Source organism: Hahella sp. NS-SX17, assembly GCF_057367735.1.
On sequence record NZ_CM170632.1, the window covers coordinates 7,008,574 to 7,030,721 of the forward strand.

A 22,148-nucleotide genomic window follows, 5' to 3' on the forward strand; every position below is an offset into this window, starting at 1 on the left:
CTTCGATTCTCTTACCTTTACTTAAAGGATAGTCATGGGACTGAAGGTCATTCTGATCGTCGCGCTAGATAATCTCGAAATAACGCTCCAGCTCCCAATCCGTAATATGGCGACGGAATTCGCGACCTTCCCAGTCACGGGTGGCGGCGTAATGTTCAACAAACTCATTCCCGAATAACTCACGCGCCGCTTCCGAGCGACGCAAGGCCGCCGCGGCGTCCACCAACGTGGACGGCAACGCCAGCTGCCTGGGATGCTCCTGATCGTAGGCGTTGCCGGACACCATTTCTTCCGGCTCCAGTTCGTGTTCAATTCCGTAAAGACCTGAGCCGAGAGACGCAGCCAGAGCGATATAGGGATTGGCGTCGGCGGAGCCCAGTCGATATTCGACCCGCTGCGACTTGTCCGATCCGGGAATGACCCGCAGCGCGGTGGTGCGGTTTTCGCAGCCCCAGGTCGCATCGGTCGGCGCCCAGAAGCCCGGCACCAAACGGGAATAGGCGTTCACGGTTTGCGCCATCATCGCCAGCATTTCCGGCATCAGCTTTTGCTGACCGGCGATAAAGTGACGCTGCATCTTGCTCATGTTCATGGGCTGACCGGCTTCATAGAAGGCCGACTTGCCGCTTTCTTTATGGCGCAACGACATATGGATGTGCCCGGATTGGCCGGGATAGTCGTTGGACCACTTGGCCATGAATGTGGCCATCATGTTCTTGCGCTGCGCCCATACTTTGGTGAAGGTCTTGAATAAAGCCGCCTTATCCGCCGCTGCGCAGGCTGAATCCACCGTCAATGCCGCCTCCAGGACGCCAGGTCCGGTTTCGGTGTGCAGTCCTTCCAAAGGGAAGTCCATTTTCTCGCACAAATCCAACAGCTCATGATAAAGCTCCGCGTGTACGGAGTTACGCAGCATGGAATAGCCAAAGAAGCCCGGCGTGATCGGCTCCAGATTACGATATCCCTTGGCGCGGGCGGAATGCGGCGTTTCGTTGAACATGAAGAACTCGTATTCAAAGGCGGCGTAGGCGTCCAGCCCCATGTCTTCCGCCCGACGCAGTATCCGCGACAACACATTGCGCGGGCAGATACGCGCAGCGGGGCCATCAAAATCACACAAAAACAGCAACATGCCCGGCTCAAAGGGGATGTCTCGGCAGCTCTCCGGCAGAATTTTCACGGAGGCGTCCGGGTAACCTGTATGCCAGCCGGTATATTTAACGCCGACATTTTCATAAAGCTGGTCTTGTGAGTCCCAGCCCAACACCACGTCACAGAAGGCGAAGCCGTTTTCCAGTGAGGAAAAGAACTTCTCCTTACTCATATATTTGCCGCGCATGACGCCATCGTTATCAAACAACCCGACCTTCACATGGGTCAGATTGCGCTCTTCCACAATCCGTTTGGCGTCGGCGATAGTTTTTACGTCTCTTGTCTTTATCATTTCTAATCCGCCTTGTTGTGATTCTTGTTCAGTCCTGTTGCAGATAATGATCCTGGAGCCGGCGCGCCGGCTCCGCAATCCCTTTAAGCCAATTAACTCAATTCAGCCTCGGCCTTGGCGATGGCTTCAAACTCTTCCTCCGGAGCCTTCGCCACCAGGTGATGCCGACTATAAAAGGCGAAGTACGCCACCATCACCGCATAGAACACGGCTGACCACATCGCGGCTTCCCGACTGACCAAAAAGGTGCTGATGAATGCGGCGACAGACAAGACCAAAGCGATCCCAGTCGTCAATATGCCCCCTGGCGTGCGGTAGGGACGATGCATATTGGGCTCTTTGACTCGCAGAATGATGTGCGACAGCATCATCATGGCGTAGGAAATCGTGGCGCCAAATACCGCCATGGTGATCATCAAGTCCCCTTCTCCGGTCAATGACAGCAGAAACCCAATCACGCCCGGCACGACCAGCGCCATTGTCGGCACTTTGCGATTGCCGGTTAAGGACAGCCAGCGCGGCAGGTAACCAGCGCGGGACAAGGCGAACACCTGACGGGAGTATGCGAAGATAATGGAAAAGAAGCTGGCGATCAGGCCCGCCAGGCCCACCAGATTCACAAAGGTGGCCATCGCTGAGCTTTCGCCGTATGCATGCTGCAAAGCGCCTACTAGCGGCGCGCTGTGGTCTTTCATCAACTCAGCGCTGGAACCGCCCGGAGCGAGGAATAGCACCAATCCGCCGAAAATCAGCAGAATCACCATGGCGGTGATAATGCCTTTAGGCATGTCCTGGGCCGGATTTTTGGTTTCTTCCGCGGCTAAAGGCACCCCTTCCACAGCCAGGAACAGCCACATGGCGAAAGGAATCGCCGCCCATATTCCAAAGTAGCCCTGGGGCAGGAAGGCGCTGGCGCCCATGGCGGATTCGTTAACGGCGATATCCGTCAGGTTGGCCAGTTCAAACTCCGGCAGCATCCCCAGGATAAACACCAGCAGCGCCGCCGCAGCAATGGCGGTGATAACCAGCATGATCTTCAACGCTTCGCCGGCGCCCCACAGGTGAATGCCCACAAAAACGATATAGAAAGCGGCGTAGACCAAAGGCCCGTTCAGACCGAACATTTCTCCCACATAGCCGCCAATAAAGATGGCGATGGCCGCAGGCGCGATAGCGTATTCGAGGAGAATGGCGGTGCCGGTAAGAAAGCCTCCAAGCGGGCCCATGGCGCGGCGCGCGAAGCCATAACCGCCGCCGGCGGTGGGAATAGCGGAAGAGAGCTCCGCCAGGCCGAACACCATGAAGGTGTACATCGCGGCCATCAGAATCGTGGCGATAAACATACCGCCGAAACCGCCCTGCTCCAGGCCAAAGTTCCAGCCGGCGAAATCACCGGAGATAACATAAGAGACGCCAAGACTGGCCAGCAGAATCCATCCCGCCGCTCCCTTTTTTAATTGACGTTTTTCCAGATAATCATTGGACACATTCTCATAATCCACCGTTCCGATATGTGTAGTTGAAGACGCAATACTGTTGTCGGACGCTGTGGCAGCGGTCGTTTCGGCCATGGGTTGATCCCCCTGTTTATTGTTGTTTACTAGGGCGACGCCTTCTCTTTGCAAAGCTAGGCGCGCAGGCTTCAAACACCAACCGATTCTAGGAGGCCCCAAAAAACCCAGCAAATACAATCACTTTCGTCGAAAAGCTAGTATTAGGGAAACTTATAGTGCGCTGAAATTATGCGCCGGGCGCGTTATCCGCATGCCCTGAAAGGGGAATTGAAATAAACTGCCGGGAGAAGATTTACAGCAAAACGGGGCCAAAAGGAGGCATTGTGCTGGAAAAGATAAACGCCTGGATCGACGACACCAACCGTAAGAACTACGATCGCCGTCGCGCCTGTACGGAGTTCGCCCAGGCATTCGCCGGCTTTTACTCATCGGAGTTCCTGGCCAGCGCCTATTTCGTGGTGACTGACGATATTCCCAGACCTGACTTCCCGGAACTGCGCCAAATGGGATTCGGCGAATTTATCGATATGCCCGTCAACGGCACCACCTATAAAGACACTTACTACATTAGGTCTTCAGCGCTTTCAGCGTTGCGAGTGCACTTTCATGAGCTGGTTCACGTAGTGCAGTGGCGTGAGCTGGGCGCGTTGAACTTTATCCAGCGTTATATGAAGGAAATTCTGACTTGCGGTTATGCAAACGCCGCTTTGGAGATCATGGCCTATGATCTGGATAAGCGCTACGGCGCGAAAGTCGACGCCTTTGATATTCCTGAATATGTCATCAGGAACCTGTAGCCCGACATCAAGTCAGGCCAGCTCCGACGGCTCGCGCAGATGCTGATACTGCAACGATCCCATTTCCATCAACCGGCTGCGCGCCCGCTCAAATTCGAAGGTCAGCGCGCCGCGAGTATAGAGTTCCGCCAGAGGCGCTAAGGCAGTCATATAAAGTCGCACTTTGCGTTCGTACAACTCGTCCACCAGCGCAATAAATCGGCGCGCCGCGTCATCACTGCGCGACAACACCACGGCCCTTTCCCCGGTTGCGCCGGAACCGACGCTACCGTCTTCCGTTCCCCGCGCCTTGATCCTCTCATACGCCTCGCCGCTTAAGGGCGGGATATTGAGAAGAATAATCAAATCGAAGCGTTCAGCGAGATCAACGTAATCCAAGTGACTGCGCGGTCCTTCACAAAGAGCCGCAAAATCGAAAGCGATCCTCCGCCCGGCGCGAGCCACGTATGCGATGTCGCGGGACAGCACCGTCAACGTACGCGGCTTGTCTCTTTCCGCCACTAACTCAAAACGCTGCAGCAAGTCGCCCTCGACATCAGACAACTCAGACTGGTTACGCTCGACAAAATAAATAGCTTCCGGCTGCAATGCGCGTTCTCGGTGATCCAGTCCGCCATCCATATGCAAAGTTTGCGTATGCGCCTGAATCGCTGCGATAGCAGGCAGAAAGCGAGAACGCTGCAAGCCATCCCAATACAGACTTTCCGGCGGCGTATTACTCGTCGCCACCAGCGTCACATTGAACTCAAACAGCGACTGCAACAGCCTGCCCAGCAGCATGGCGTCGCCAATATCCGAGACGAAAAACTCATCAAAACAAAGTACGGAATAGCGACGGCTGAAGTCTCTGGCGATGCGCCGCAACGGCTCAGGGGTTCCACTCAACGCCTGCAACTGCCGATGCACCAAAGCCATAAAATGATGAAAATGCTGACGCAAAACCTGTTCTGGATTGAGGCTGGCGACGAAAAGTTCCATCAAAAACGTCTTGCCCCGCCCTACTTTGCCCCACAGATACAACCCCGACACATACTCCGACCGCCCCACCAACCACTTGGGACGACCGCCAGCGCCAGCCAACCGCTCATACAAATCCTGCAACGCATTCAAAGCCATCACCTGCGACGGATCAGCCTGAATCTCACCTGCATTGAGCAAAGAATCGTAGCGTTGCTTGGGGCTTATGGGAGTTGTGTACATCTCAACGTAGTAGTGAATTTTAAAACTAAAGGGTCATCAGAAAAGATCTAGGCAATTACAATGCTCGGGACTATCTCGCCTTTTCCGCCCTGGATATCTCTTGCTCTTCCACCGACTTCAGATCCTTGCCTGTCTCATCCTTCCATTCGATAAGTCCATTCGCGCTTCGCCCCATGATGACAGCCGCCGCAGCCGAAGGACTACTGAAGAGGTAGTCTGCTTTGAAAAGTAACTTTTCGCCCGATATGTCTAGTACTCCAGCATCAATAAGCTCTTCCCTGAGAGCGTTAAGACCATTAGAAAGAGACGGCATAGTACTTGTGGCGGCTTCAGAGCCAGCGAACACAACAAATCCATCATTCGTGCGCCGCCCCCGACCACTAGCTCCTCTGGCGCCTTTCACATAAAAAATATCTGGTGATTGCGCCGATGCGTCATTCGCTTTCACTAAAGGCTCAAACACCCTAAATCCCATCGTGTTGACGAGGATTTTTATGTACTCAATAAACTCTTCCATCTCCGCTTGGTCAGGCTCTGAAATGGCGCTTCGAGTGGGCGTATTGCCATTTTGAATATCAAATCGGCCAGCCGTTTTGGCAATATCGCAAAGTCTGGATTCAAGGTACTTGATGTGCGCCTTATTTAAATTCTCGTCTTTGCTGGTGAATACCACCGACTCATTCCAGAACTCTTTGTCTGACACATGCTTTACGAGACGCTCATAGGCATTCTCAGTTTCTCCCACATAGGCTTTGGGTTTAGCGGTGGGAGAGTCTGCGCGACCGAAAAGTATATACACAGCGGTTCCTTTCAGGTCGCTGCGGTCAGCGCAATCTTTTACTTTTGCTCTCGGGATACGATAGGCCTTACCCGTCCAGTTTGATATTTCACATACCATCCTGCCTTCCGGGTCTGCGTCCATCAAAAACAGCTTTATCGTCTTTCCATACTTCTTTGCGTACATAGCTTGCCTTAATTCTGAGCCTCTACAACCTACAAAAATGCAGCAATCCTAATTGAAAGGCGGCTTTTAGCCATATGATTTTTCTGCTGCGTGACCGCTCCGAACCTCCGGTGATAGTCACCACTCATAACTGTTCGGGCCTTCGGGTTTCCCCTAGTATGCCCTCTGCTGACTCCCGCATAGTGATCAGCTCACCTCACGATGAGTTCAGTCCCGAATTCAGGACGCTATGCAGATCTCCCGGGGTAAGCCCGACCGCCTTCACCACACACCTGCCTGATTTACTCACACGACCCTTGATGGTTATGGCCTTCGCGATCATATGCTCGCTCTGCCGATCGGATGAGCCCTGTATCCGGTTTCTGTTCGTCAGGTCATGGCTTTGCTCCGCGCGTCCTTCAGCCCCCACCTCGCGATGACGCCCATGCGCTTCACTAGTCCTTCGCCACCATCAGGCTGGACAGCGGACTTTCCCCCCATGCTGTCGGGCATGCCCGGCACACATAATCAGGCACATGAATGCGCCTGCACAGCGGATAAATAAAAGGCAGTTTGCCTGTCTGATTAACAGTAACATCGCCGTTAGCGCCGTTACCCGTTCCGCCAACCGTCTGAACAGCATTAAATTTTCTCCTTGCGGTTAAAAGCGTCGCACCATTAAGATACAAGGGAAACGTCATGTGTGAAGCAAAAAGCTCAGGGTGAAATCCTGAATATAAGGAATTTCCAGCCTTCGCTGGGGCGCGCCTGCACTAGAGATGAGCAGGCCACAGCAAACGTGCAGGTTGAACTCGTTCTTTTGACATTTCATCTTGGCGGAGTTAAACCTGAGAAGCCCCCCTATGACCCAAGACTTTCAAAAGCCTTTCGCGTCCCCCCCAACTATCTTTAGCGTTTCCCTGGTCGTTGCCGTTTTGTTTGGCTTCCTTTCGCCATGGTCCATGCTCCCATGGGTGGTTCAACTCGTTCTTGGGCCCCTGGCCATTCTGGCAGGCGTTCTCATGATCCGCAGTTCCATCGGGGAAATTGAAGCCGCCAATACAACATATGATCCGTATGGCGTTTCAACCGAACTCGTCACATCTGGCATTTATCAGTATTCGAGAAACCCGGGTTATCTAGGCCTCGCCGTCATTCAATCCGGGATCGCTATCCTGTTCGATAATCTCTGGATCGCTATTGCTGGCTTAATCGCCGTCGCTATCACGACAGTATTTGTTATCCGCCTTGAAGAATGCAAGCTAACTGACGCCTTTGGCAAATCCTATATTGATTATAAAATGCGCGTTCGGCGCTGGGTCTGAAGAAAGCGCCTTTCCACTTCGCCATGCTTGCACATCAAAAATGGTTGGGGCCTGCGCGCAAGGGTCCACAGGCAACCCAATATAGTCGCCAGCTACTGAGAGGCCGCCAACTGTCGTTGAAACTTTTCGGGAAGCCACCAACTCGTATCTATCTTAGGGGTATTGGGGGGAACGACTGGATTCTTCAATATAATCAGGGTTCTGTTTTCAAGATCGCCTCTTAATAAATAAGTCCTCATCTCTTTAGCAAAAAGCTTTTCAAAAGACCCATCCGAAATAGCAATACTTAACCCCTCCTTCAGTTTATCTGCCAGTTCAGGCTCACTTTTCGAGACAAAAAAGTACACTGGATGCGGATAAAAAAGCATTACATTATCGGCTACAGCAAGCCTATCCTGATTCCTATCAAGCTCATCCCATACTTCAATGAACCCACGATGGAAATAGTCAAACCTGTTATTTCTGAGAAGATTAAACAAGGTGTCATATTGAGAGCTCGTCACCACCCTTAATCCATTTTCGCTATATACAGGTAAGTCTCCCCAATGAAGCCCATGCCCGCCCACAAACTGTTTAAGGTCTTCAATATTGGCAATCCTGCTGAAAGTAGATCGGTTCTCCTTTATCACAAGTAAAATCCTGAGCCCTAATATACCTCTGTATATAGGAACTCTTACAGGAATCATCTTTTCTTCTCGCTCAACACTGGTAGACATGAACTGCAAGTTTAATATTCCTTTTGTGACCATAAGTTCACCCCTAGCTTCATTAATACTAACATCCAAGAAGTCAGGAAACTGAATATCATATTTGGTATCAAGCTTGCTTAGAGCAAGATCTAAAACTTTAAGGCCGTATTTATATCTATCTTGATACTGGTAGTGCTTTACAACTATTTCCCCCCTCACCTCAGAGGACATACATAGAGAAAGAAATACCGGCAAAGCCATAGCCTTATATATCAGCGATTTAAGATACAACATAGCGCTCACCTTTAAAGACAACAGAAAATCCACTTACCCAGAGCGATGAAGTAACCCCGTCACTCTCGCCATCGCAAAGAAATGTTCTCTCCCTTAAATTTAGACGAATTCTTCCACGGTGTATGATCCAGCCCACCAGTGTTAGCCCCCCCTGCTAAGCGGGTATACTGCGCCACGGAACTAAACCATGGCCAATCAGAAGACATCATGCTCCAGTCCCCGCCAACGTTATGTAGTGGTCTAACAGTCCCGGTGAAATAAAGTTCGCCTTCATTCAAGCAGAGTCGAATCGCTTCCCAGTGAGAGTGCTTTGCCGGACTCTGCGTGCAAGTCGATCAGCATTTTTTGCCCCGCCCCGGCAATCCATTTTGATGAGCTTCACCTGCATCGGCGAATGAAGCGACTGTTTAAAGCTTCTCGAAGCAGTCTGGGCAGTCCAGAGATGATGAAGAAGCCACGCGAAGAAAGCTTTCAGGGGGGACGCTACCGGGTTCGCAAGCTCATGGGGCGGCTTGTCTTCAGGTCACGCAGCGCGTTGATTACAAAGCCACTACAAGGCGCAAGCACCATCATGCGGTGGCGGATAGATTGTTGAATCTGAATTTTAATCCTACAGTGCCCAATCAGGTAGTGACCTATCTGAAAACATACCTGGAAAGTCGCACGCTTATTCACTTCGAATGGCGCGGCTTTCTGATGATCTCGTCCTGAAAAGTGCTTTAATTCAATAACCTGCGATCTGGCCTGTTGTGATAACGAGCTCCCCAAGAATGGGTATATGTGCACGCACGGTTTTTCGTAAATGAGGTAGCTTGACTTTCTGCGATTTTACTCTGGAATCAGTGGACTGAAGGAGCTATCTTTAAAATGTTGGAATGGAAAACGCGTATGCGCGATATACACATGCTAACTTTACATGAATCAAGAAGTATCTTTTATGGCTACGAACTATAAATTTAAAAGGTTGAATGCTGGCAGGGATTATATTGCTGATAATTATCAAGCGCCGCTCAGTTTATCCGGTATAGCAAAGCACTCAAATATGTCACCTTATCATTTTTTGCGTGTATTCAAGGATACTTATGGAGAAACGCCGAACGAATTCTTGATTAGGCTTAGAGTCGAGAAAGCCAAGAAAATGCTTGTTACAGAAAATTTAAGTGTCTCAGAAATTTGCGAGAAAGTGGGTTACACAAGTCTTGGTAGCTTTTCTTCGTTGTTTTTAAAACAAGTTGGTATGGCGCCTACTTTATATCGTCGCAAGCTCTGGGCTTTGTCTACAGAAGCATACCGTTTTCCCTCCCAGGCTATACCGGCATGTTATGCCTACCATTTTTTGGGAAAATTGGCTAATTGAGCAATATTGGAGAAATATCATTTTGATTATTTCTATAAAATAAAGATGAATTAACAACAGGGAATATATAGATGATCACATCCATAGCGCATTCAACAATATATGTACTTAATCAGGACGAAGCTCTTGATTTTTACAAAAACAAGCTCGGTTTCGAGGTCGGTGATGACATGAAAGTGGAAGGAGGCTTTCGATGGCTAACTGTATATCCAAAATCTAAATCACAACTTCAGCTGGTATTGGCAGAGCCAAAAGAGGGTCCGTTGTTCACCAAAGACTCCGCCGAAAAAATACGAAGTTTAATCGAAGAAGGCGCATTTGGAGCGGGCGTTTTCGAAACTGATAATTGCCAAAAAACGTACGAGGAGCTTGTGGCTAAAGGAGTGGAATTTATCCAACCACCTACTGAGCAGCTTTATGGTGTCGAAGCTATGGGCATAGACAACTCTGGTAACTGGTTTAGCTTGGTTCAACGAAAAAAATAAAACAAAGCCGGCAAGACGCCGCGAGCGGCGCCGCTGCTTTAGGCGTTAAGCCCTCAAGTGCGGATTCAAGCAATTAACCAACCAAAATCTGATTAGATGCCGTTTTGGTGACCTGCGAGGCCGCTATATGGACATGTGTGTCCAATTTTCGGAATTGCGATATCTTTATTTTTTAGTTTTATGAAAACAAACAAAAAAGGCCCTAAAATCAGGGCCTTAACGGACAAGTTCGCACATTGACGAACTCTATTCGACGTTCTGCACCTGCTCATTGAGTAGCGGCCTAGACCCTAACAAACTCAATGAGTTATCGAAAAGAAACCGTTCAAAAATGCCTGTTTGCCCACCAAACTGCCCACCACTTGCCTATGGCTTTTACTAAATCTTAGTGGTTAGCAATGGAAAAACAGTGCCGTTTTTATGCTGCTGTTAGTACTTAAAAATAGCAGTTTTGAAAGGCTTTATCGAGTAATTTTTTCAACAGCTCATCCAGTAATGGATACAATAATATCCACTTTCTGTTTTATTTCGCTATAATGGATATAACTGTATCCATTTGGTCTTTGCGGATGAATTTTACCTTACTTGATGATACTGATGTAAGCCAAGCTTATGCGGCTTATTTACGTGAGTTACGTCAACGAGCAAAGTTGTCACGAGCTGCGCTTGCTGAACGAAGCTGTGTACCTGCGGCCACCATTAAGAAGTTTGAGTTGACTGGGCAAATTTCATTTCGCCAATTGCTGTTGCTATGGCAGACCCTCGACTCGCTTGGGCGTTTGTACGAGCTCACACAGCCGAGCAAAGAACGCGCTGCTATACCCACGAGTATTGATGAGGTGCTAAAAGATGGGTTTTAAACCCATTCAAAAACTCGCCGTGACTCGCACCTTAAGTTCAGGTGAGCAGGTTGCAGTAGGGGTCTTGGCGCAGAATCGGCAAGGCGTTTTTTTTCAGTATGCAGACAGCTATTTGCAGCAGTTTGGCAATTTATCACCTTTTACCTTGCAAGCGAATGCGCAAGTTCAAGTCGCACCTAAAGCGCCGCACCAAGGTGTACATGGCGTATTTGCAGATTGTTTGCCCGATGGCTGGGGCATGTTGTTACAAGATCGTATTTTCCGGCAAAAGGGCATCTTGCCTAATCAATTAACGGCGATGGATAGACTGGCCTTTGTCGGTGATAAAGGCATGGGAGCATTGTCTTTTTCTCCGGTGTCTGAATTTTCAGCCACCACGTACGCGGATATTGATTTAGCTGTTTTGGGCTTAGAAGCACAAACTCTGTTCGATGCTTCAATGTCAGATTATATGGATGATAATCACGATGGGTTAGATGGACATACTCAACAGGTGTTGGCTGCATTAGTCGCCGGAGGTAGTTCAGGTGGTGCAAGGCCTAAGGCGCAGATTTATATGCCTGCTGGGGGAGCTCAGTATTGTCGAACCTTTGCTCAGCCTGGAGATGAAGCGTGGCTGATTAAGTTTACCTCGAAAAATCTCGCGCTCGGCCATGAAGAAGGTTTGTGTGAGGCGGTTTATTTGCAAATGGCTGAGCAAGCTAAGTGTCAACCGCCACAACGGCAACTCATTGAAGCACCAACTACAAGCGGTGCGTCTGCCTGGTTAGCGCTCAAGCGTTTTGATTATGTCACTGAACAGGCCGACTTAGGCTGTCAACGTAGTGCGGGTCGATTGCATATGCATAGCGTCTGCGGGCTACTGGATGCAGACTTTCGAACGCCAAGTTTGGATTATATTGACTTGATTAAAGCCAGCCGTCAGTTGTGTAAATCGCCAGCTGCTGGACAACTGCAATTTCGCCGCGCCGTTTTTAACCTGCTGTCGTCCAATCAAGACGACCACAGTAAAAACTGGGCGTTTTTGCAAGCGGATGACGGTCAATGGAATCCTGCACCTTTTTACGATGTTACTTACAGCCCACATCCATTCAACGAACACGCCACTGCGTTCGGAGGTTATGGCAAAGCGCCACCGCTTAAGGTGATGCAGAAGCTAGCTGCAAGTGCTGGTTATGGGAGTTGGCATGAAGCAAAGCAAGTCATTGAAGAAGTCGCAGAAGCCATCAGCCAATTTACTTATCTTGCGAAGCAACAAGGGGTTAGCAAAACCACCGGTTCTGCAATTGCTAAGACATTGGATCTGCGAAAACAGGAAAATGCAGCGCTGTTTCAATGAAAGTAAAACAAACTTTTCAATTCACAATAAATAGCAAGGTCATCGTGAGCGAATATCAATACTATAAATTCGAGCGTCTGGATGGGTATTTAGATGCTAAAGCACGTCAAGCACTCAGAGCCATTTCAAGCCGTGCCGAGATCAGCGCTACGTCCTTTCAGGTGTATTACACCTACAGTGATCTAAAGGCAGAGCCTTTTGAGCTGATGTTAAAATACTTCGACATCGGTTTTTACTATGCCGATTGGGGCTCAATCGATGCTTACATCAAGTTACCAGCTGGAACGCTTCCAGATGCGTTACTTGGCTTTTCAAACGATGGGCTTTATGTGCATCAAAGCGATGAGTGGCAGTTGCTGATTTTTTCCCTTGAGGAGTATGACGAATATTTTGACGATGAGCATGCCGACGAATTTTTCCAGCATTTAGCTGGGTTACGCAGCGGGTTAATGCAAGGGGATTGGCGCCTTGTGTACTTCATGTGGCTCAAAGCGTTTGATTTTAATGATGACGTTGAGCGAGTGCCGTTAATCCAATTCGATTTTGAACACCTTAATGAAGAGGTGCAGGCGTTTGCGGCACTCTATGATATTCCCTTAGCATTAGTTAAGGCTCTCGCCATGGTGCTGAAGGAGCAACCCAGTCACCAAGCCAAACAAACCCAGTTTCAATTTGATGAATGGCTCCATAATCTCTCGGAAGTTGAGAAAGACACGCTATTACGCACCTTGTTTGAGCAAGGCCAGCTAACCCGACACCAAGCCTTAGCGCTGACGCGAAAAGAACCTGCCAACACAGACGAAAACTATCAGTATTGGTTAACCCCCAAAGTAATTTCTCCTTCCATCGAGCAAGCGCAAAGTCAATTACAGCAAGAGCAAGCCGCAGCACTCGAAAAAAAATTAGCCATCGAAAAGGCGGAAAAAGAAAAAGCGTTGACGGATATCTACAATCAGCGTGAGCACTACTGGCAGCAATCACAAGAGCAAGCGGATCGAACTTGCGCCAGTGGTTACGATGCGGCATCACGCTATCTGCATCAGCTGTTTGAGGCCTATCAGTTCAAAGCGGATGAAGCGGCGTTTGAACAACGCTTTAAGCGCTTTGTTGTGGCGAATAATAGCCGTAAAGCATTATTAAATCGTTTGAGTTATTTACTTAAACGATGAGGCTATAGGTTGGCCAAATGACGTTAGCAAAAAACTGATTGAGGGTTGATCAAAGTACTCAAGGGCGTACCCCATTGCCTTGTAGCTTTTCTCGCGTTTTTTAAACATGCGTTGCAACATAGGAAGGGCACAGTCCACATAGTCGTGAATGGTGACTTGTGTTTTTCCTTCCGATTCACGATGAATGCGACCAGCATATTGGGCCAATGTACCTTTCCATGCGATTGGCATGGCCAAAAACAACGTATCCAGTCTTGGCAGGTCAAATCCTTCGCCCACATATTTTCCTGTAGCGACGACAACTTGAGCCGATTGCAGGTGATTGTCAGCGTTCTTGCGTTCCGCAGCATTCATGGCGCCTTTGAGTACGACAGTGCTTATACCCATCTCGGTAAGTTGTAAATATATGTACTCTGCGTGCTCTCTACGCTCTGTAAGGACTAAGGGGTGTCCGCCATTTTGAACACACTGAGAGGCGTCTGAGACGATTTTTGAAGTGCGCTGCTCATTATCGACGAGCCAGCGGTAGGCATCGCTTATTTTTGGGCGCTCATCTGTTTTTATTAGTTCAGCTGGCGGTATATCGTAGAGCTGATGAATCATCACGGTTTGAGTAAATTGCTCATCAGGGCTTTGTTTCACTTTGTAGCGAATGGGCCCTGCCGCCATAAAAATGATCTTTTGATGGCCATCTTGTCGCTCTGGTGTTGCTGTTAGGCCCAAGACATATTTTGCTCTTACCTCATTGAGTACCATTTCAAACCTTGGTGCAGATAGATGGTGGCATTCGTCAACAATAATGTGGCCGTAGTCTTGGATGAGAGGCGTGATGGAATTGTCTTTTTTATTGACCAAGCTTTGGTAGATGGCAATGTCGATAATGCCACTCGGCTTTCTTTTACCCCCGCCTATACTGCCAATGTTTACTTCTGGTAGGAACGTGCGTAATCGCTCTTGCCATTGTTCGAGCAGTTGTCGGCTATGAACCAGTATTAGGGTATTTACTTTGCGTTTTACGATCATACCAATGGCAGTAACCGTTTTTCCAAATGCTGTTGGCGCATGCAAAATACCGAAGTCGTGTTTAGATATTGCGGCCACTGCGTCACGCTGGTTCTTTCGCAAAGTGAACTCAGGGGTAAGTTTTAATAATGGTTTGCCGGTTTCACGCTTATCGTCAAACAGTGGCGAAATATTTTGCTCTTGTAGCAAAGCAATCGCGCCATCGAGACAGCCTCGCGGTAGTGCTAGATAACCGTTTTCAATACGAGCACAGGAAATAAACCTTGGAATGCCATGGGTTGAAAAGCGCAAAGCTTGTGTTTTAAAAAACACAGGATTAGAAAAACTAGCTAATCGCTTTAGTCCTGCCAGTAGTGGCCCAGGTAACTCGCTCATCAAAAAGTAGATATGGTTTGCCAAGGTAATAGTCACGTTTTTCGGCAAAGACTCTAATTTTATTGGTGTGGCTTTGGCTGTGATTTCCCAAGGTGGGCGGCTATCTGTTAGCCCTTGTTCGGACAGTAATAGGGTATCGGGTGCAATGGTTGTTATGAGTTGATCAATATTCGATTGCGTGAGCGTTTTAAGCTCAGCAAGGTACCGCCATTGATCGTCAATGGCATCCAGGTCACTGTCAACAAAGCAACTGCGGCCTGAAAGGCGAGCCTCCTTTTGAAGTGGTAACGCAATGAGATTGCCAAACCCGCCTTCAGGAAGGACATCTTGGTTAGGAAAGAGCCTGTCATAGGAGTCAAACGATAGATTTGGAAATATTTCCATGGCTTTATCAAGCAAAGCGAAACCAAGTGCCCGAGCTTGGTTAGCTGGGATGTTGGTTTCAAAAAAGATCCATAAGTGCGCCCCGTTGCCAGAACGCGAGATTTCTATCGCGTGCGGAATATCAAACTCTTGGCACGCTTTAGACATTGCTTTGACTTCTTCTTGCCAACAGCCTTTGTCAAAATCGGCTGCCAACAAATAGCACGAATTATCTTTAAGTAGTGGATACAGACCAACCACTTGATGACCGGCAAGGTGCCTGTAAATAATGTGCTCGTTTAATTCGCTCAACTTTCGGTGTGTACAGTCTTGGCACTTAATGCGGGGTTTGTTGCATACCCCGTTTACCCATTCATTATCACAGGCTACGGAATAGCCACTGCGGCCCTGTTGGTTTTGCCAACGATTGGCGAAGATATCCTCTCGTCCACGAAATCGTTGTCTGAATAGGTCGACTTTTTGTTCTGGGGTGAATACCTGTACTGAACGCTCGTTTTGAGCGCTACGTAAAGCCTCTCTCAATGCGAGAAGCTGTTGCTTTTCGTTTTCAAGCTCAGCTAGCCTGTTATCAATAGCCGAAATGTTTGGGTAGCGAGCATCATTCATGACAACATAATTTTTATGCGCAGCGCTATGATGCGCGAGGTTGCGGTGGTTTGATTAGCGACTCTGCTGGAATACCTAGCCCTTCATGAAGTTTCCAAATCATTTTTAGCGTGAGTGATCGCTTATGGTTTAGGATTTCATAAACACGATTGCTTTTACCTATCATGGGTTCAAGGTCTTTAACCGTTAATCCTTTGCGCTCCATCTCAAACTTTATTGCCTCGACAGGATCAGGCAAATCCATTGGAAAATGCTTTGCTTCGTAAGCCTCGACTAATGTAACCAAAATGTCCAGCTTTTCGCCTTCGACGGTATCAGGCTCCGCCATCATTAGGTTTTCGATGTCGTTTAATGCCGCGCGGTAGTCGGCATCTGTTTTAATAGGTCTGATGTCCATTATATTTACCTCTTGTTACTACCTTTTGGCTTCAAATCGTTTGCACATCAACTTTTTATTCGGCTCGTCCATGAGCCTCACCCTTCGGGCTCGCGTTGCTCATGAAAATTCGTTCCCGACGAATTTTTCGTATTGTGTATGGCTGCCGATAAACCGTATGTAAACCACCTTGTAGGCATAATTGATCCAAACAACTAACCTGTATTTATTACCGGTAATGTTAAACACGACACGCCCATCTTTGAGGATGCTGGCATTTCTAAAGTCCTGTTTCACATCCGCCGGTGATCCCCAATCAGCGTTTAATGCATGCCTATACCACGCTAAAGTTGGCTCTTTCGCGTCAATGTATTCTGGGCTGTCTTCCCAAAATGTTTTTAAGGTTGATAGTGCGATAATTCTCATAAACAGATGCCAGTCCCATATTGGGACTTTTGCAAGTTTGTAGTTTGACTGACTGATAGGAGCTGTTGACACGGCCCCGATTGCCCCATTCCTTGGGGCAGTTTAATTTCCTCTTATTCACCCTTCTAAAGCTCGGCATATCAAGTGTTGCCCCATTGTCCCAACTGCCCACGGTAAGTGAGCAAATGGAGGCTTGTTAGTTTCGCCTGATGGGCCTTTTCGGCATACGGCTGCGTTTGCCATCGAAGAAGGCCAATACTCTAAACCAATAGAGTGATTCTGCATAACCTAGGCTATGCGTTGTGCGTGCAGGCGGGATGAGCCCCAGTTTACGTCCTAGGCTGACAATCACGTAGAAAGTGAGTTTTAGCGTCAACCAAGGAGTGAGTACCACGAATACCATCAGGCAATACCGAGTAAGTGCGTAGCCTATGCCATGAGGTTGATCGAGTAAGGCAATGCTAATACACCAACCAAGCCCTGCCAGCATGGCTATTGGAAAGGTAATGGGTGCAAGTCGCATCATAAATTGCATGTTAGCGCCCTCCTGTGTGGTGTTGTGAAGCGGGATCAAAGTTCACCAGTGGTTCAACCACATCAGCTACGGTTTGATGGGCAATACGGCGCTCTTCAAAGTAATCGTGGCGGTCGTAGATGCCCTCAACGCCTTTTAGCTTATGGTTAAGACAGCGTTCGGCCACATTGCCTGCAATGCCCAAAGAGGCGGCAAGGCTGCGAAATGTGCGGCGTAAATCGTGTACGGTGAAGTGTTCGAGTTTACCCATTTTATTGGGTGGCTGTTTTTTGCGCCCAGGCTCGCGGCCAAATAGTTTAGAAATGGCGCGGTTTAGCGTATCTGGCCCCATATGTGGACGATGGCTTGCTCGTCTGGCTGGAAAAACATAAGGCGAGCCACAAGCGCGGATTTGCAGCTCGTTAAACCAAGCAATGGCTTGGCGCGGTAAGGGGATGCTGATTGGCACGCCAGTTTTACTGCGTTCTTTGGGTAGATCCCACACGCCTGCGGTTAAATCCATTTCACGCCACATGGCTTCACATAGTTCGCTTTTGCGCACGCCCAACACCAAAAACAGGCAGCAAGCTAGGTAGTTATCTCGGCCAAAGCTATTGATATGGGTATGAAACACGCTAAAGGCGTAGTGAATTTCCTCTTTGCTGAGCATCCTGTCTTTACTGGACTCCACGCCACCGGCATCGTCCACGGTAAATGCTGCGGCTGGGTTGTTCAGGGTTAAGTCGAGCTTTATCGCATGTCGAAACAGCTGCTTCATGTACATCAAGGTATCGTTGGCAATGGTAGGGCGGTTACTTTCTCGAATGCGCTCTAATACCTCCCGCACGTCACGTGCAGTCACCTCAGCAATACACTTAATGCCAATGACTGGGCTTATGTCTTTGGTGTAAACCCGATACGGAATCTTGGGATGCTTTAGTCGTCTACTCAGATCGGTTCGATACCAGTCATGGAATAGTTGATCCACGGTTTCAATGTCAGGTAACTCGATTTTTTGTTTTTCCAGAAGAGGATCTATGCCGTCGCGTACTTCTTTTCGAAAATAAGCAGCGGCAATTCTAGCATCGGCCAACGACATTAAAGGAAATTGCCCCAAGGTTGCTTCTCGTCTTCCTTTGACTGTGGTGTAGCGGATCATCCAATAAGGCGAGCCCTGTTTGCGGACGCAAAAGTATAGCCCTTCACCATCTGAATATTTTTTGGGGTCTGCTTTGCTGTATGCAATAACCTGTTTTGTTGTGAGTTTTCCCATGTTTACTCCATAGTTGCTGAAATAATGGAGGGGGCAATAATGGCTGCCCACCACCGATTTGCTTATTGAATCAGCAGCTAACCTGTTGTGGTGGCGAGTTAAATGCGAAAATTGGGTAACTTACTGCCCACCAATTTGCTCACCGCAAAACGCTTATTGAGCCAAAATGAGGGGGCTGCCCACCATTCTGCCCACCACTAAACAGGTAGTTGGTAACGGACATCTGAAAACCGATTTGGACGGGGAAAATAAAAAAGCCCTGTATTTACAAGCAAATAACAGGGCTTCTAAGACATTCTTGGACGGGTGAAAAAACTATTCGATGTTTTGGATCTGCTCCCGCATCTGCTCGATCAGCACCTTCAGCTCTACAGCGAACTGGGTGGTTTCGGTGACCAAGGATTTTGAGGAGAGGGTGTTGGCTTCGCGGTTGAGTTCCTGCATCAGGAAATCCAGGCGACGTCCCATCGGTTCTTTTTTGCCGAGAACTTCACGTACTTCATGGACATGGGCGTCAAGGCGGTCAAGCTCTTCCGCAACATCCGCTTTCTGGGAGACAATCACCAGTTCCTGCTCCAGACGGGCGCTATCCACCGCCAGCTCCAGTTCTTCGAAGCGGGACTTCAGGGCTTCATTCTGGCGCTCCAGGATGATGGGCATTTTCTGACGCACGCGGCCAACAATGTCCATAATGGCGGTTAAGCGGTCTTCCAACATGGGACGAATGCGATCGCCTTCTCGTTCGCGGGTCTTCACCAGGCTTTCCAGCGTCTGCTCGAACAGGCTCACGGCTTCTTCCCTCACAGGCTCCAGATCCGTTTCCTCAGAGACTAGCACGCCAGGCCAGTTGAGAAAGTCGAAAGCATTGATGTGCGCGGGATTATCCAGAATGCGGTTGATCTGATTGACCGCCTGATTCAGCTCATTGGCGAGGCCAAGGTTCACCTGATAAGAAGGGGTGGCCTGAGATTCCTGCTGGAATTTGAGCTGACACTCCAGTTTGCCTCTCTGCACATACTGACGCATCGCCTCCCGCAGAGCAGGCTCAATTTCCCGTAAGACTTCAGGGATTCGAAACATGGGTTCCAGATAACGGTGGTTTACTGAGCGCACTTCCCAGGTGAGCACGCCCCATTCTCCTCTGGATTCCTGCCGTGCGTAAGCAGTCATACTACGAATCATAAAGTCTCCAATCGCGATTCCTGAATGTTGAAAAAGACGGCGCGCCAGCTTTCCATGATAAGCAATACAGCCAGCGGCGAGTATATTATTTTCGGCGGATCAGGTTGCTGCAGCCTACAGGTGAACGGCATGACGCCTCGCGCCGTCGCGGAGCCTGAGCCAACCTCATTGAATAATAGTCGTTTAAATTAGATGCAGATAGTCAGAGATGGCGATCCCGCCGGACCGCAATGAGTATGCTGTGTTTTAGCGTAAACAAAATTACCAGTTATCTACCTGCCCCCTGTCGAATACCTTACCGCTAGCCACCGACGAATGCCAAATAAATATATTCTCCCGATATACGTGGGTGCGCTTGCTGATCGCTTCCGCCAGCGCCTCGAACATTTGATGAACTTTACCTGTATCGATCATGTCCGCCGTCAGCAGCTGAACCTGTACCGGATGGCTGTGGGTTTCCTGTAAACCGGCCACCCTGCCTTGGTGAGCGTAGTGCCCGGGAGAAAGGTATTCCCAGGTGATATACACATTATCGACGTTGATATTTACGCTTTCCGCAAACTCCTTACTAATTCCCTCCAGCACCCTCGGCAAATCAGTGTCATGAGCTAACGGTAGCGACTTAATTTTAACTACCGGCATATAACCTCCTGAAAGGTTAACTCAATGAATCTTTCGGAATGGAAAACCGCCACGGAACAGATGAAAAATACGGCGCCTCCTCAATCACAATAGCACAAGATCAGGCCTCTATTCATGCGCATACTGGCTCTAGCGAAAGTATTTTTGAGCGTGGAGGGGCAGCTTCATTACTGGCTGTAATCCGCCCTTGTTTCATCCTCCAAACCCTCTCGTTTACTTATTCGTATAGGCCTGTCGTGCTACAATCCGCCCCCACATGAATCAAAGAGAGCCAATGCATTATGAGACCCAGCGGAAGACAGCCCGACCAGACTCGCGACATCAAGATCACCAAAAACTACACGAAACATGCGGAAGGCTCCGTGCTGGTCGAGTTCGGCGACACCAAAGTCATCTGCACCGCCACCGTAGAAAACGGAGTGCCTCGCTTCCTGCGAGGAGAAGACCAGGGGTGGATCACGGCGGAATATGGCATGCTTCCCCGCGCCACAGGAACCCGCAATCAGCGCGAAGCCGCACGAGGCAAACAAGGCGGTCGTACGCTGGAAATTCAACGACTGATTGGTCGTTCTTTGCGCGCAGCGGTGGATCTAAAGAAAATGCCCGAGATCTCCATCACGATCGACTGTGACGTTATCCAGGCTGACGGAGGCACACGCACCGCGTCAATTACCGGAGGGTTCGTCGCCATGGCGGACGCTATTAACAGCCTAATCGCGAAAGGCCAGCTAAAAACCAACCCGATCCTGCACAAAGTCGCCGCAATTTCCGTAGGCGTTTACGAAGGCGTCCCTGTTGTGGATCTTGATTATGATGAAGATTCCAAGGCGGAAACGGACATGAACGTCGTCATGACGGATCAGGATGGATTTATTGAAGTGCAGGGAACTGCGGAAGCAGCGCCATTTTCAAGCACGGAGCTGACGGCAATGCTGGATCTGGCCGGCAACGGCATTCGCCAGTTGTTTGTGGCTCAAGAAGAAGTGTTACAAAGCTAAGAAAAGGGCGGACGGCGCGTCAACGCCGACTGCTTGACCGCGTCCCGCCAGATAGGCGGGGCGAGGCTCCGACAAAGCCCGCCCTAGAAGTCTACATCGTAATCAACGATCAATGGCGCGTGATCAGAGAACCGGGTTTCGGTATCGATCCAAGCGCGTTTGATAGAGCCGCGCAGCCCTTGCGTGGCGATCTGATAGTCTACTCGCCAGCCCGAATGCTTACGCCAGCCTTCCGCCGATTCCGGCCACCACGTGTATTGGTTCTTTTCCCGGTTGATCTTGCGAAATGCGTCTACGTACTGCATTTCATCGAACACCTGATCAAACCAGGCCCGTTCCTGCGGCAGAAAGCCGGACACTTCCAAGCGGTGATAGCGGGGATTGGCGTCCGTCACCAGGTGAGCAGTCTGGAAGTTACCGCAGAAAATAAACTGTCGACGCTTGCGCAACGTTTTCTGCAGATGATTGCCGAAAGCTTCCAGATACTCTTCTTTAGCCTGTTGTTTTTCGTCGTCCATCAATGCGCAGGGAACCATCAAAGAAGCAATGCTGACAGCGTCAAAGTCGGCCTGAATAAAAGCGCCGTTCATATCCGCCGGAGCATAGGAAAAGCCCATCATGATGGCTTTGGGAATCTGTCGGGTATAAATGCCAACCCCACCGTCTTCAAGCTTTTCCGCATCTAGAAAATAGGGCTCATAGCCTTCAGGACGATATTTGTCTTCGTCCAACTCATAAACCCGCATCCTGTGGTCCTGCACGCAAACGACGTCAGCGTCCTGGCGCGCCATCCACTCGAAGAATCCCTCTCCGACTGCGCGCTTCAGTCCGTTTACGCTGATTGTTACTACCCTCATAGATGTTACCTATAAAAATTTGCGTGTATGATACCTAATTCGTATTTACTGCAAAAGAATCCAAGGGCTAAAGAAA

Annotated in this window: 20 protein-coding genes and 1 pseudogene; 9 read left to right on the forward strand and 12 right to left on the reverse strand. The window is 49.2% G+C overall.

What is annotated here, in order from left to right:
• Positions 1–64: 64 nt before the first annotated feature.
• Together AC2IBB_RS31535 and eat are read right to left on the reverse strand one after the other, a co-directional pair.
• On the reverse strand, positions 65–1,444 hold the full coding sequence (locus AC2IBB_RS31535; RefSeq protein ID WP_486330588.1) for a glutamine synthetase family protein: 1,380 nt from the start codon (positions 1,442–1,444) through the stop codon (positions 65–67).
• A gap of 92 nt (positions 1,445–1,536) precedes the next feature.
• Entirely contained in the window at positions 1,537–3,015 is a 1,479-nt protein-coding gene (gene eat, locus AC2IBB_RS31540) for an ethanolamine permease (RefSeq protein ID WP_486330589.1), read from the reverse strand.
• 266 nt (positions 3,016–3,281) lie between these two features.
• On the opposite strand from eat, the gene AC2IBB_RS31545 reads away from it, so the two are divergent.
• Positions 3,282–3,755, forward strand: coding sequence for a hypothetical protein (locus tag AC2IBB_RS31545; RefSeq protein ID WP_486330590.1), 474 nt, complete (start codon positions 3,282–3,284; stop codon positions 3,753–3,755).
• Positions 3,756–3,767: 12 nt separating this feature from the next.
• Here the strand turns inward: AC2IBB_RS31545 and zapE are convergent, their stop codons facing one another.
• Positions 3,768–4,955, reverse strand: coding sequence for a cell division protein ZapE (zapE, locus tag AC2IBB_RS31550; RefSeq protein ID WP_486330591.1), 1,188 nt, complete (start codon positions 4,953–4,955; stop codon positions 3,768–3,770).
• Between the two features lie 70 nt (positions 4,956–5,025).
• Positions 5,026–5,919, reverse strand: coding sequence for a GIY-YIG nuclease family protein (locus AC2IBB_RS31555; protein WP_486330592.1), 894 nt, complete (start codon positions 5,917–5,919; stop codon positions 5,026–5,028).
• A gap of 842 nt (positions 5,920–6,761) precedes the next feature.
• Between AC2IBB_RS31555 and AC2IBB_RS31560 the strand changes: the two genes are divergently transcribed.
• Entirely contained in the window at positions 6,762–7,223 is a 462-nt protein-coding gene (locus AC2IBB_RS31560) for a methyltransferase family protein (RefSeq protein WP_486330593.1), read from the forward strand.
• Between the two features lie 92 nt (positions 7,224–7,315).
• On the opposite strand, the gene AC2IBB_RS31565 is transcribed toward AC2IBB_RS31560, so the two are convergent.
• Positions 7,316–8,206 carry a hypothetical protein gene (locus AC2IBB_RS31565; protein ID WP_486330594.1) on the reverse strand — a complete coding sequence of 297 codons (891 nt, stop codon included), beginning with the start codon at positions 8,204–8,206 and terminating at the stop codon, positions 7,316–7,318.
• Between the two features lie 397 nt (positions 8,207–8,603).
• Between AC2IBB_RS31565 and AC2IBB_RS31570 the strand changes: the two are divergent.
• From AC2IBB_RS31570 to AC2IBB_RS31595, 6 genes and pseudogenes are all read left to right on the forward strand, one after another.
• Positions 8,604–8,854: pseudogene (locus tag AC2IBB_RS31570) on the forward strand (IS3 family transposase); the annotation flags it as partial.
• A 289-nt stretch (positions 8,855–9,143) separates the two neighbouring features.
• Entirely contained in the window at positions 9,144–9,563 is a 420-nt protein-coding gene (locus tag AC2IBB_RS31575) for a helix-turn-helix domain-containing protein (protein WP_486330595.1), read from the forward strand.
• A 71-nt stretch (positions 9,564–9,634) separates the two neighbouring features.
• The gene (locus AC2IBB_RS31580) at positions 9,635–10,048 is read left to right on the forward strand and encodes a VOC family protein (RefSeq protein ID WP_486330596.1); all 414 of its coding nucleotides are present in this window, start codon (positions 9,635–9,637) and stop codon (positions 10,046–10,048) included.
• Positions 10,049–10,584: 536 nt separating this feature from the next.
• The gene (locus AC2IBB_RS31585) at positions 10,585–10,908 is read left to right on the forward strand and encodes a helix-turn-helix domain-containing protein (protein ID WP_486330597.1); all 324 of its coding nucleotides are present in this window, start codon (positions 10,585–10,587) and stop codon (positions 10,906–10,908) included.
• Entirely contained in the window at positions 10,898–12,247 is a 1,350-nt protein-coding gene (locus AC2IBB_RS31590; RefSeq protein WP_486330598.1) for a type II toxin-antitoxin system HipA family toxin, read from the forward strand. The genes AC2IBB_RS31585 and AC2IBB_RS31590 overlap by 11 nt, the downstream gene beginning before the upstream one ends.
• Complete coding sequence (locus AC2IBB_RS31595) at positions 12,244–13,416, forward strand: hypothetical protein (protein ID WP_486330599.1); 1,173 nt, start codon at positions 12,244–12,246, stop codon at positions 13,414–13,416. Before AC2IBB_RS31590 ends, AC2IBB_RS31595 begins: the two co-directional genes overlap by 4 nt.
• Here AC2IBB_RS31595 and AC2IBB_RS31600 read toward each other — a convergent pair.
• From AC2IBB_RS31600 to AC2IBB_RS31625, 6 genes are all read right to left on the reverse strand, one after another.
• Positions 13,402–15,804, reverse strand: coding sequence for a TOTE conflict system archaeo-eukaryotic primase domain-containing protein (locus AC2IBB_RS31600; protein WP_486330600.1), 2,403 nt, complete (start codon positions 15,802–15,804; stop codon positions 13,402–13,404). The genes AC2IBB_RS31595 and AC2IBB_RS31600 overlap by 15 nt on opposite strands.
• Before the next feature lie 25 nt (positions 15,805–15,829).
• The gene (locus AC2IBB_RS31605; RefSeq protein WP_486330601.1) at positions 15,830–16,201 is read right to left on the reverse strand and encodes a helix-turn-helix domain-containing protein; all 372 of its coding nucleotides are present in this window, start codon (positions 16,199–16,201) and stop codon (positions 15,830–15,832) included.
• A 99-nt stretch (positions 16,202–16,300) separates the two neighbouring features.
• On the reverse strand, positions 16,301–16,606 hold the full coding sequence (locus tag AC2IBB_RS31610; protein ID WP_486330602.1) for a type II toxin-antitoxin system HigB family toxin: 306 nt from the start codon (positions 16,604–16,606) through the stop codon (positions 16,301–16,303).
• Positions 16,607–17,142: 536 nt separating this feature from the next.
• Positions 17,143–18,393 (reverse strand): tyrosine-type recombinase/integrase, encoded by a 1,251-nt coding sequence (locus AC2IBB_RS31615; RefSeq protein WP_486330603.1) that lies wholly within the window; start codon positions 18,391–18,393, stop codon positions 17,143–17,145.
• Positions 18,394–18,708: 315 nt separating this feature from the next.
• Positions 18,709–19,575, reverse strand: a complete 867-nt coding sequence (locus tag AC2IBB_RS31620; RefSeq protein WP_486330604.1) for a YicC/YloC family endoribonuclease — start codon at positions 19,573–19,575, stop codon at positions 18,709–18,711.
• Positions 19,576–19,836: 261 nt separating this feature from the next.
• The gene (locus AC2IBB_RS31625; RefSeq protein ID WP_216737520.1) at positions 19,837–20,217 is read right to left on the reverse strand and encodes a hypothetical protein; all 381 of its coding nucleotides are present in this window, start codon (positions 20,215–20,217) and stop codon (positions 19,837–19,839) included.
• 281 nt (positions 20,218–20,498) lie between these two features.
• On the opposite strand from AC2IBB_RS31625, the gene rph reads away from it, so the two are divergent.
• Positions 20,499–21,215, forward strand: coding sequence for a ribonuclease PH (rph, locus tag AC2IBB_RS31630; RefSeq protein WP_486330605.1), 717 nt, complete (start codon positions 20,499–20,501; stop codon positions 21,213–21,215).
• 83 nt (positions 21,216–21,298) lie between these two features.
• Here rph and AC2IBB_RS31635 read toward each other — a convergent pair whose 3' ends face one another.
• On the reverse strand, positions 21,299–22,072 hold the full coding sequence (locus tag AC2IBB_RS31635) for an exodeoxyribonuclease III (protein WP_486330606.1): 774 nt from the start codon (positions 22,070–22,072) through the stop codon (positions 21,299–21,301).
• Positions 22,073–22,148 lie beyond the last annotated feature (76 nt).

Excerpts from the sequence above, each read along its gene's own strand:
- AC2IBB_RS31635 (WP_486330606.1), bottom strand. The coding sequence starts at position 22,072 with ATGAGGGTAGTAACAATCAGCGTAAACGGACTGAAGCGCGCAGTCGGA.
- AC2IBB_RS31555 (WP_486330592.1), bottom strand. The coding sequence starts at position 5,919 with ATGTACGCAAAGAAGTATGGAAAGACGATAAAGCTGTTTTTGATGGAC.
- AC2IBB_RS31610 (WP_486330602.1), bottom strand. The coding sequence starts at position 16,606 with ATGAGAATTATCGCACTATCAACCTTAAAAACATTTTGGGAAGACAGC.
- AC2IBB_RS31585 (WP_486330597.1), top strand. The coding sequence starts at position 10,585 with ATGGATATAACTGTATCCATTTGGTCTTTGCGGATGAATTTTACCTTA.
- eat (WP_486330589.1), bottom strand. The coding sequence starts at position 3,015 with ATGGCCGAAACGACCGCTGCCACAGCGTCCGACAACAGTATTGCGTCT.
- AC2IBB_RS31575 (WP_486330595.1), top strand. The coding sequence starts at position 9,144 with ATGGCTACGAACTATAAATTTAAAAGGTTGAATGCTGGCAGGGATTAT.
- AC2IBB_RS31605 (WP_486330601.1), bottom strand. The coding sequence starts at position 16,201 with ATGGACATCAGACCTATTAAAACAGATGCCGACTACCGCGCGGCATTA.
- AC2IBB_RS31625 (WP_216737520.1), bottom strand. The coding sequence starts at position 20,217 with ATGCCGGTAGTTAAAATTAAGTCGCTACCGTTAGCTCATGACACTGAT.
- AC2IBB_RS31600 (WP_486330600.1), bottom strand. The coding sequence starts at position 15,804 with ATGAATGATGCTCGCTACCCAAACATTTCGGCTATTGATAACAGGCTA.
- AC2IBB_RS31620 (WP_486330604.1), bottom strand. The coding sequence starts at position 19,575 with ATGATTCGTAGTATGACTGCTTACGCACGGCAGGAATCCAGAGGAGAA.
- AC2IBB_RS31535 (WP_486330588.1), bottom strand. The coding sequence starts at position 1,444 with ATGATAAAGACAAGAGACGTAAAAACTATCGCCGACGCCAAACGGATT.
- AC2IBB_RS31560 (WP_486330593.1), top strand. The coding sequence starts at position 6,762 with ATGACCCAAGACTTTCAAAAGCCTTTCGCGTCCCCCCCAACTATCTTT.
- AC2IBB_RS31580 (WP_486330596.1), top strand. The coding sequence starts at position 9,635 with ATGATCACATCCATAGCGCATTCAACAATATATGTACTTAATCAGGAC.
- AC2IBB_RS31595 (WP_486330599.1), top strand. The coding sequence starts at position 12,244 with ATGAAAGTAAAACAAACTTTTCAATTCACAATAAATAGCAAGGTCATC.
- AC2IBB_RS31615 (WP_486330603.1), bottom strand. The coding sequence starts at position 18,393 with ATGGGAAAACTCACAACAAAACAGGTTATTGCATACAGCAAAGCAGAC.
- AC2IBB_RS31590 (WP_486330598.1), top strand. The coding sequence starts at position 10,898 with ATGGGTTTTAAACCCATTCAAAAACTCGCCGTGACTCGCACCTTAAGT.
- zapE (WP_486330591.1), bottom strand. The coding sequence starts at position 4,955 with ATGTACACAACTCCCATAAGCCCCAAGCAACGCTACGATTCTTTGCTC.
- rph (WP_486330605.1), top strand. The coding sequence starts at position 20,499 with ATGAGACCCAGCGGAAGACAGCCCGACCAGACTCGCGACATCAAGATC.
- AC2IBB_RS31565 (WP_486330594.1), bottom strand. The coding sequence starts at position 8,206 with ATGTTGTATCTTAAATCGCTGATATATAAGGCTATGGCTTTGCCGGTA.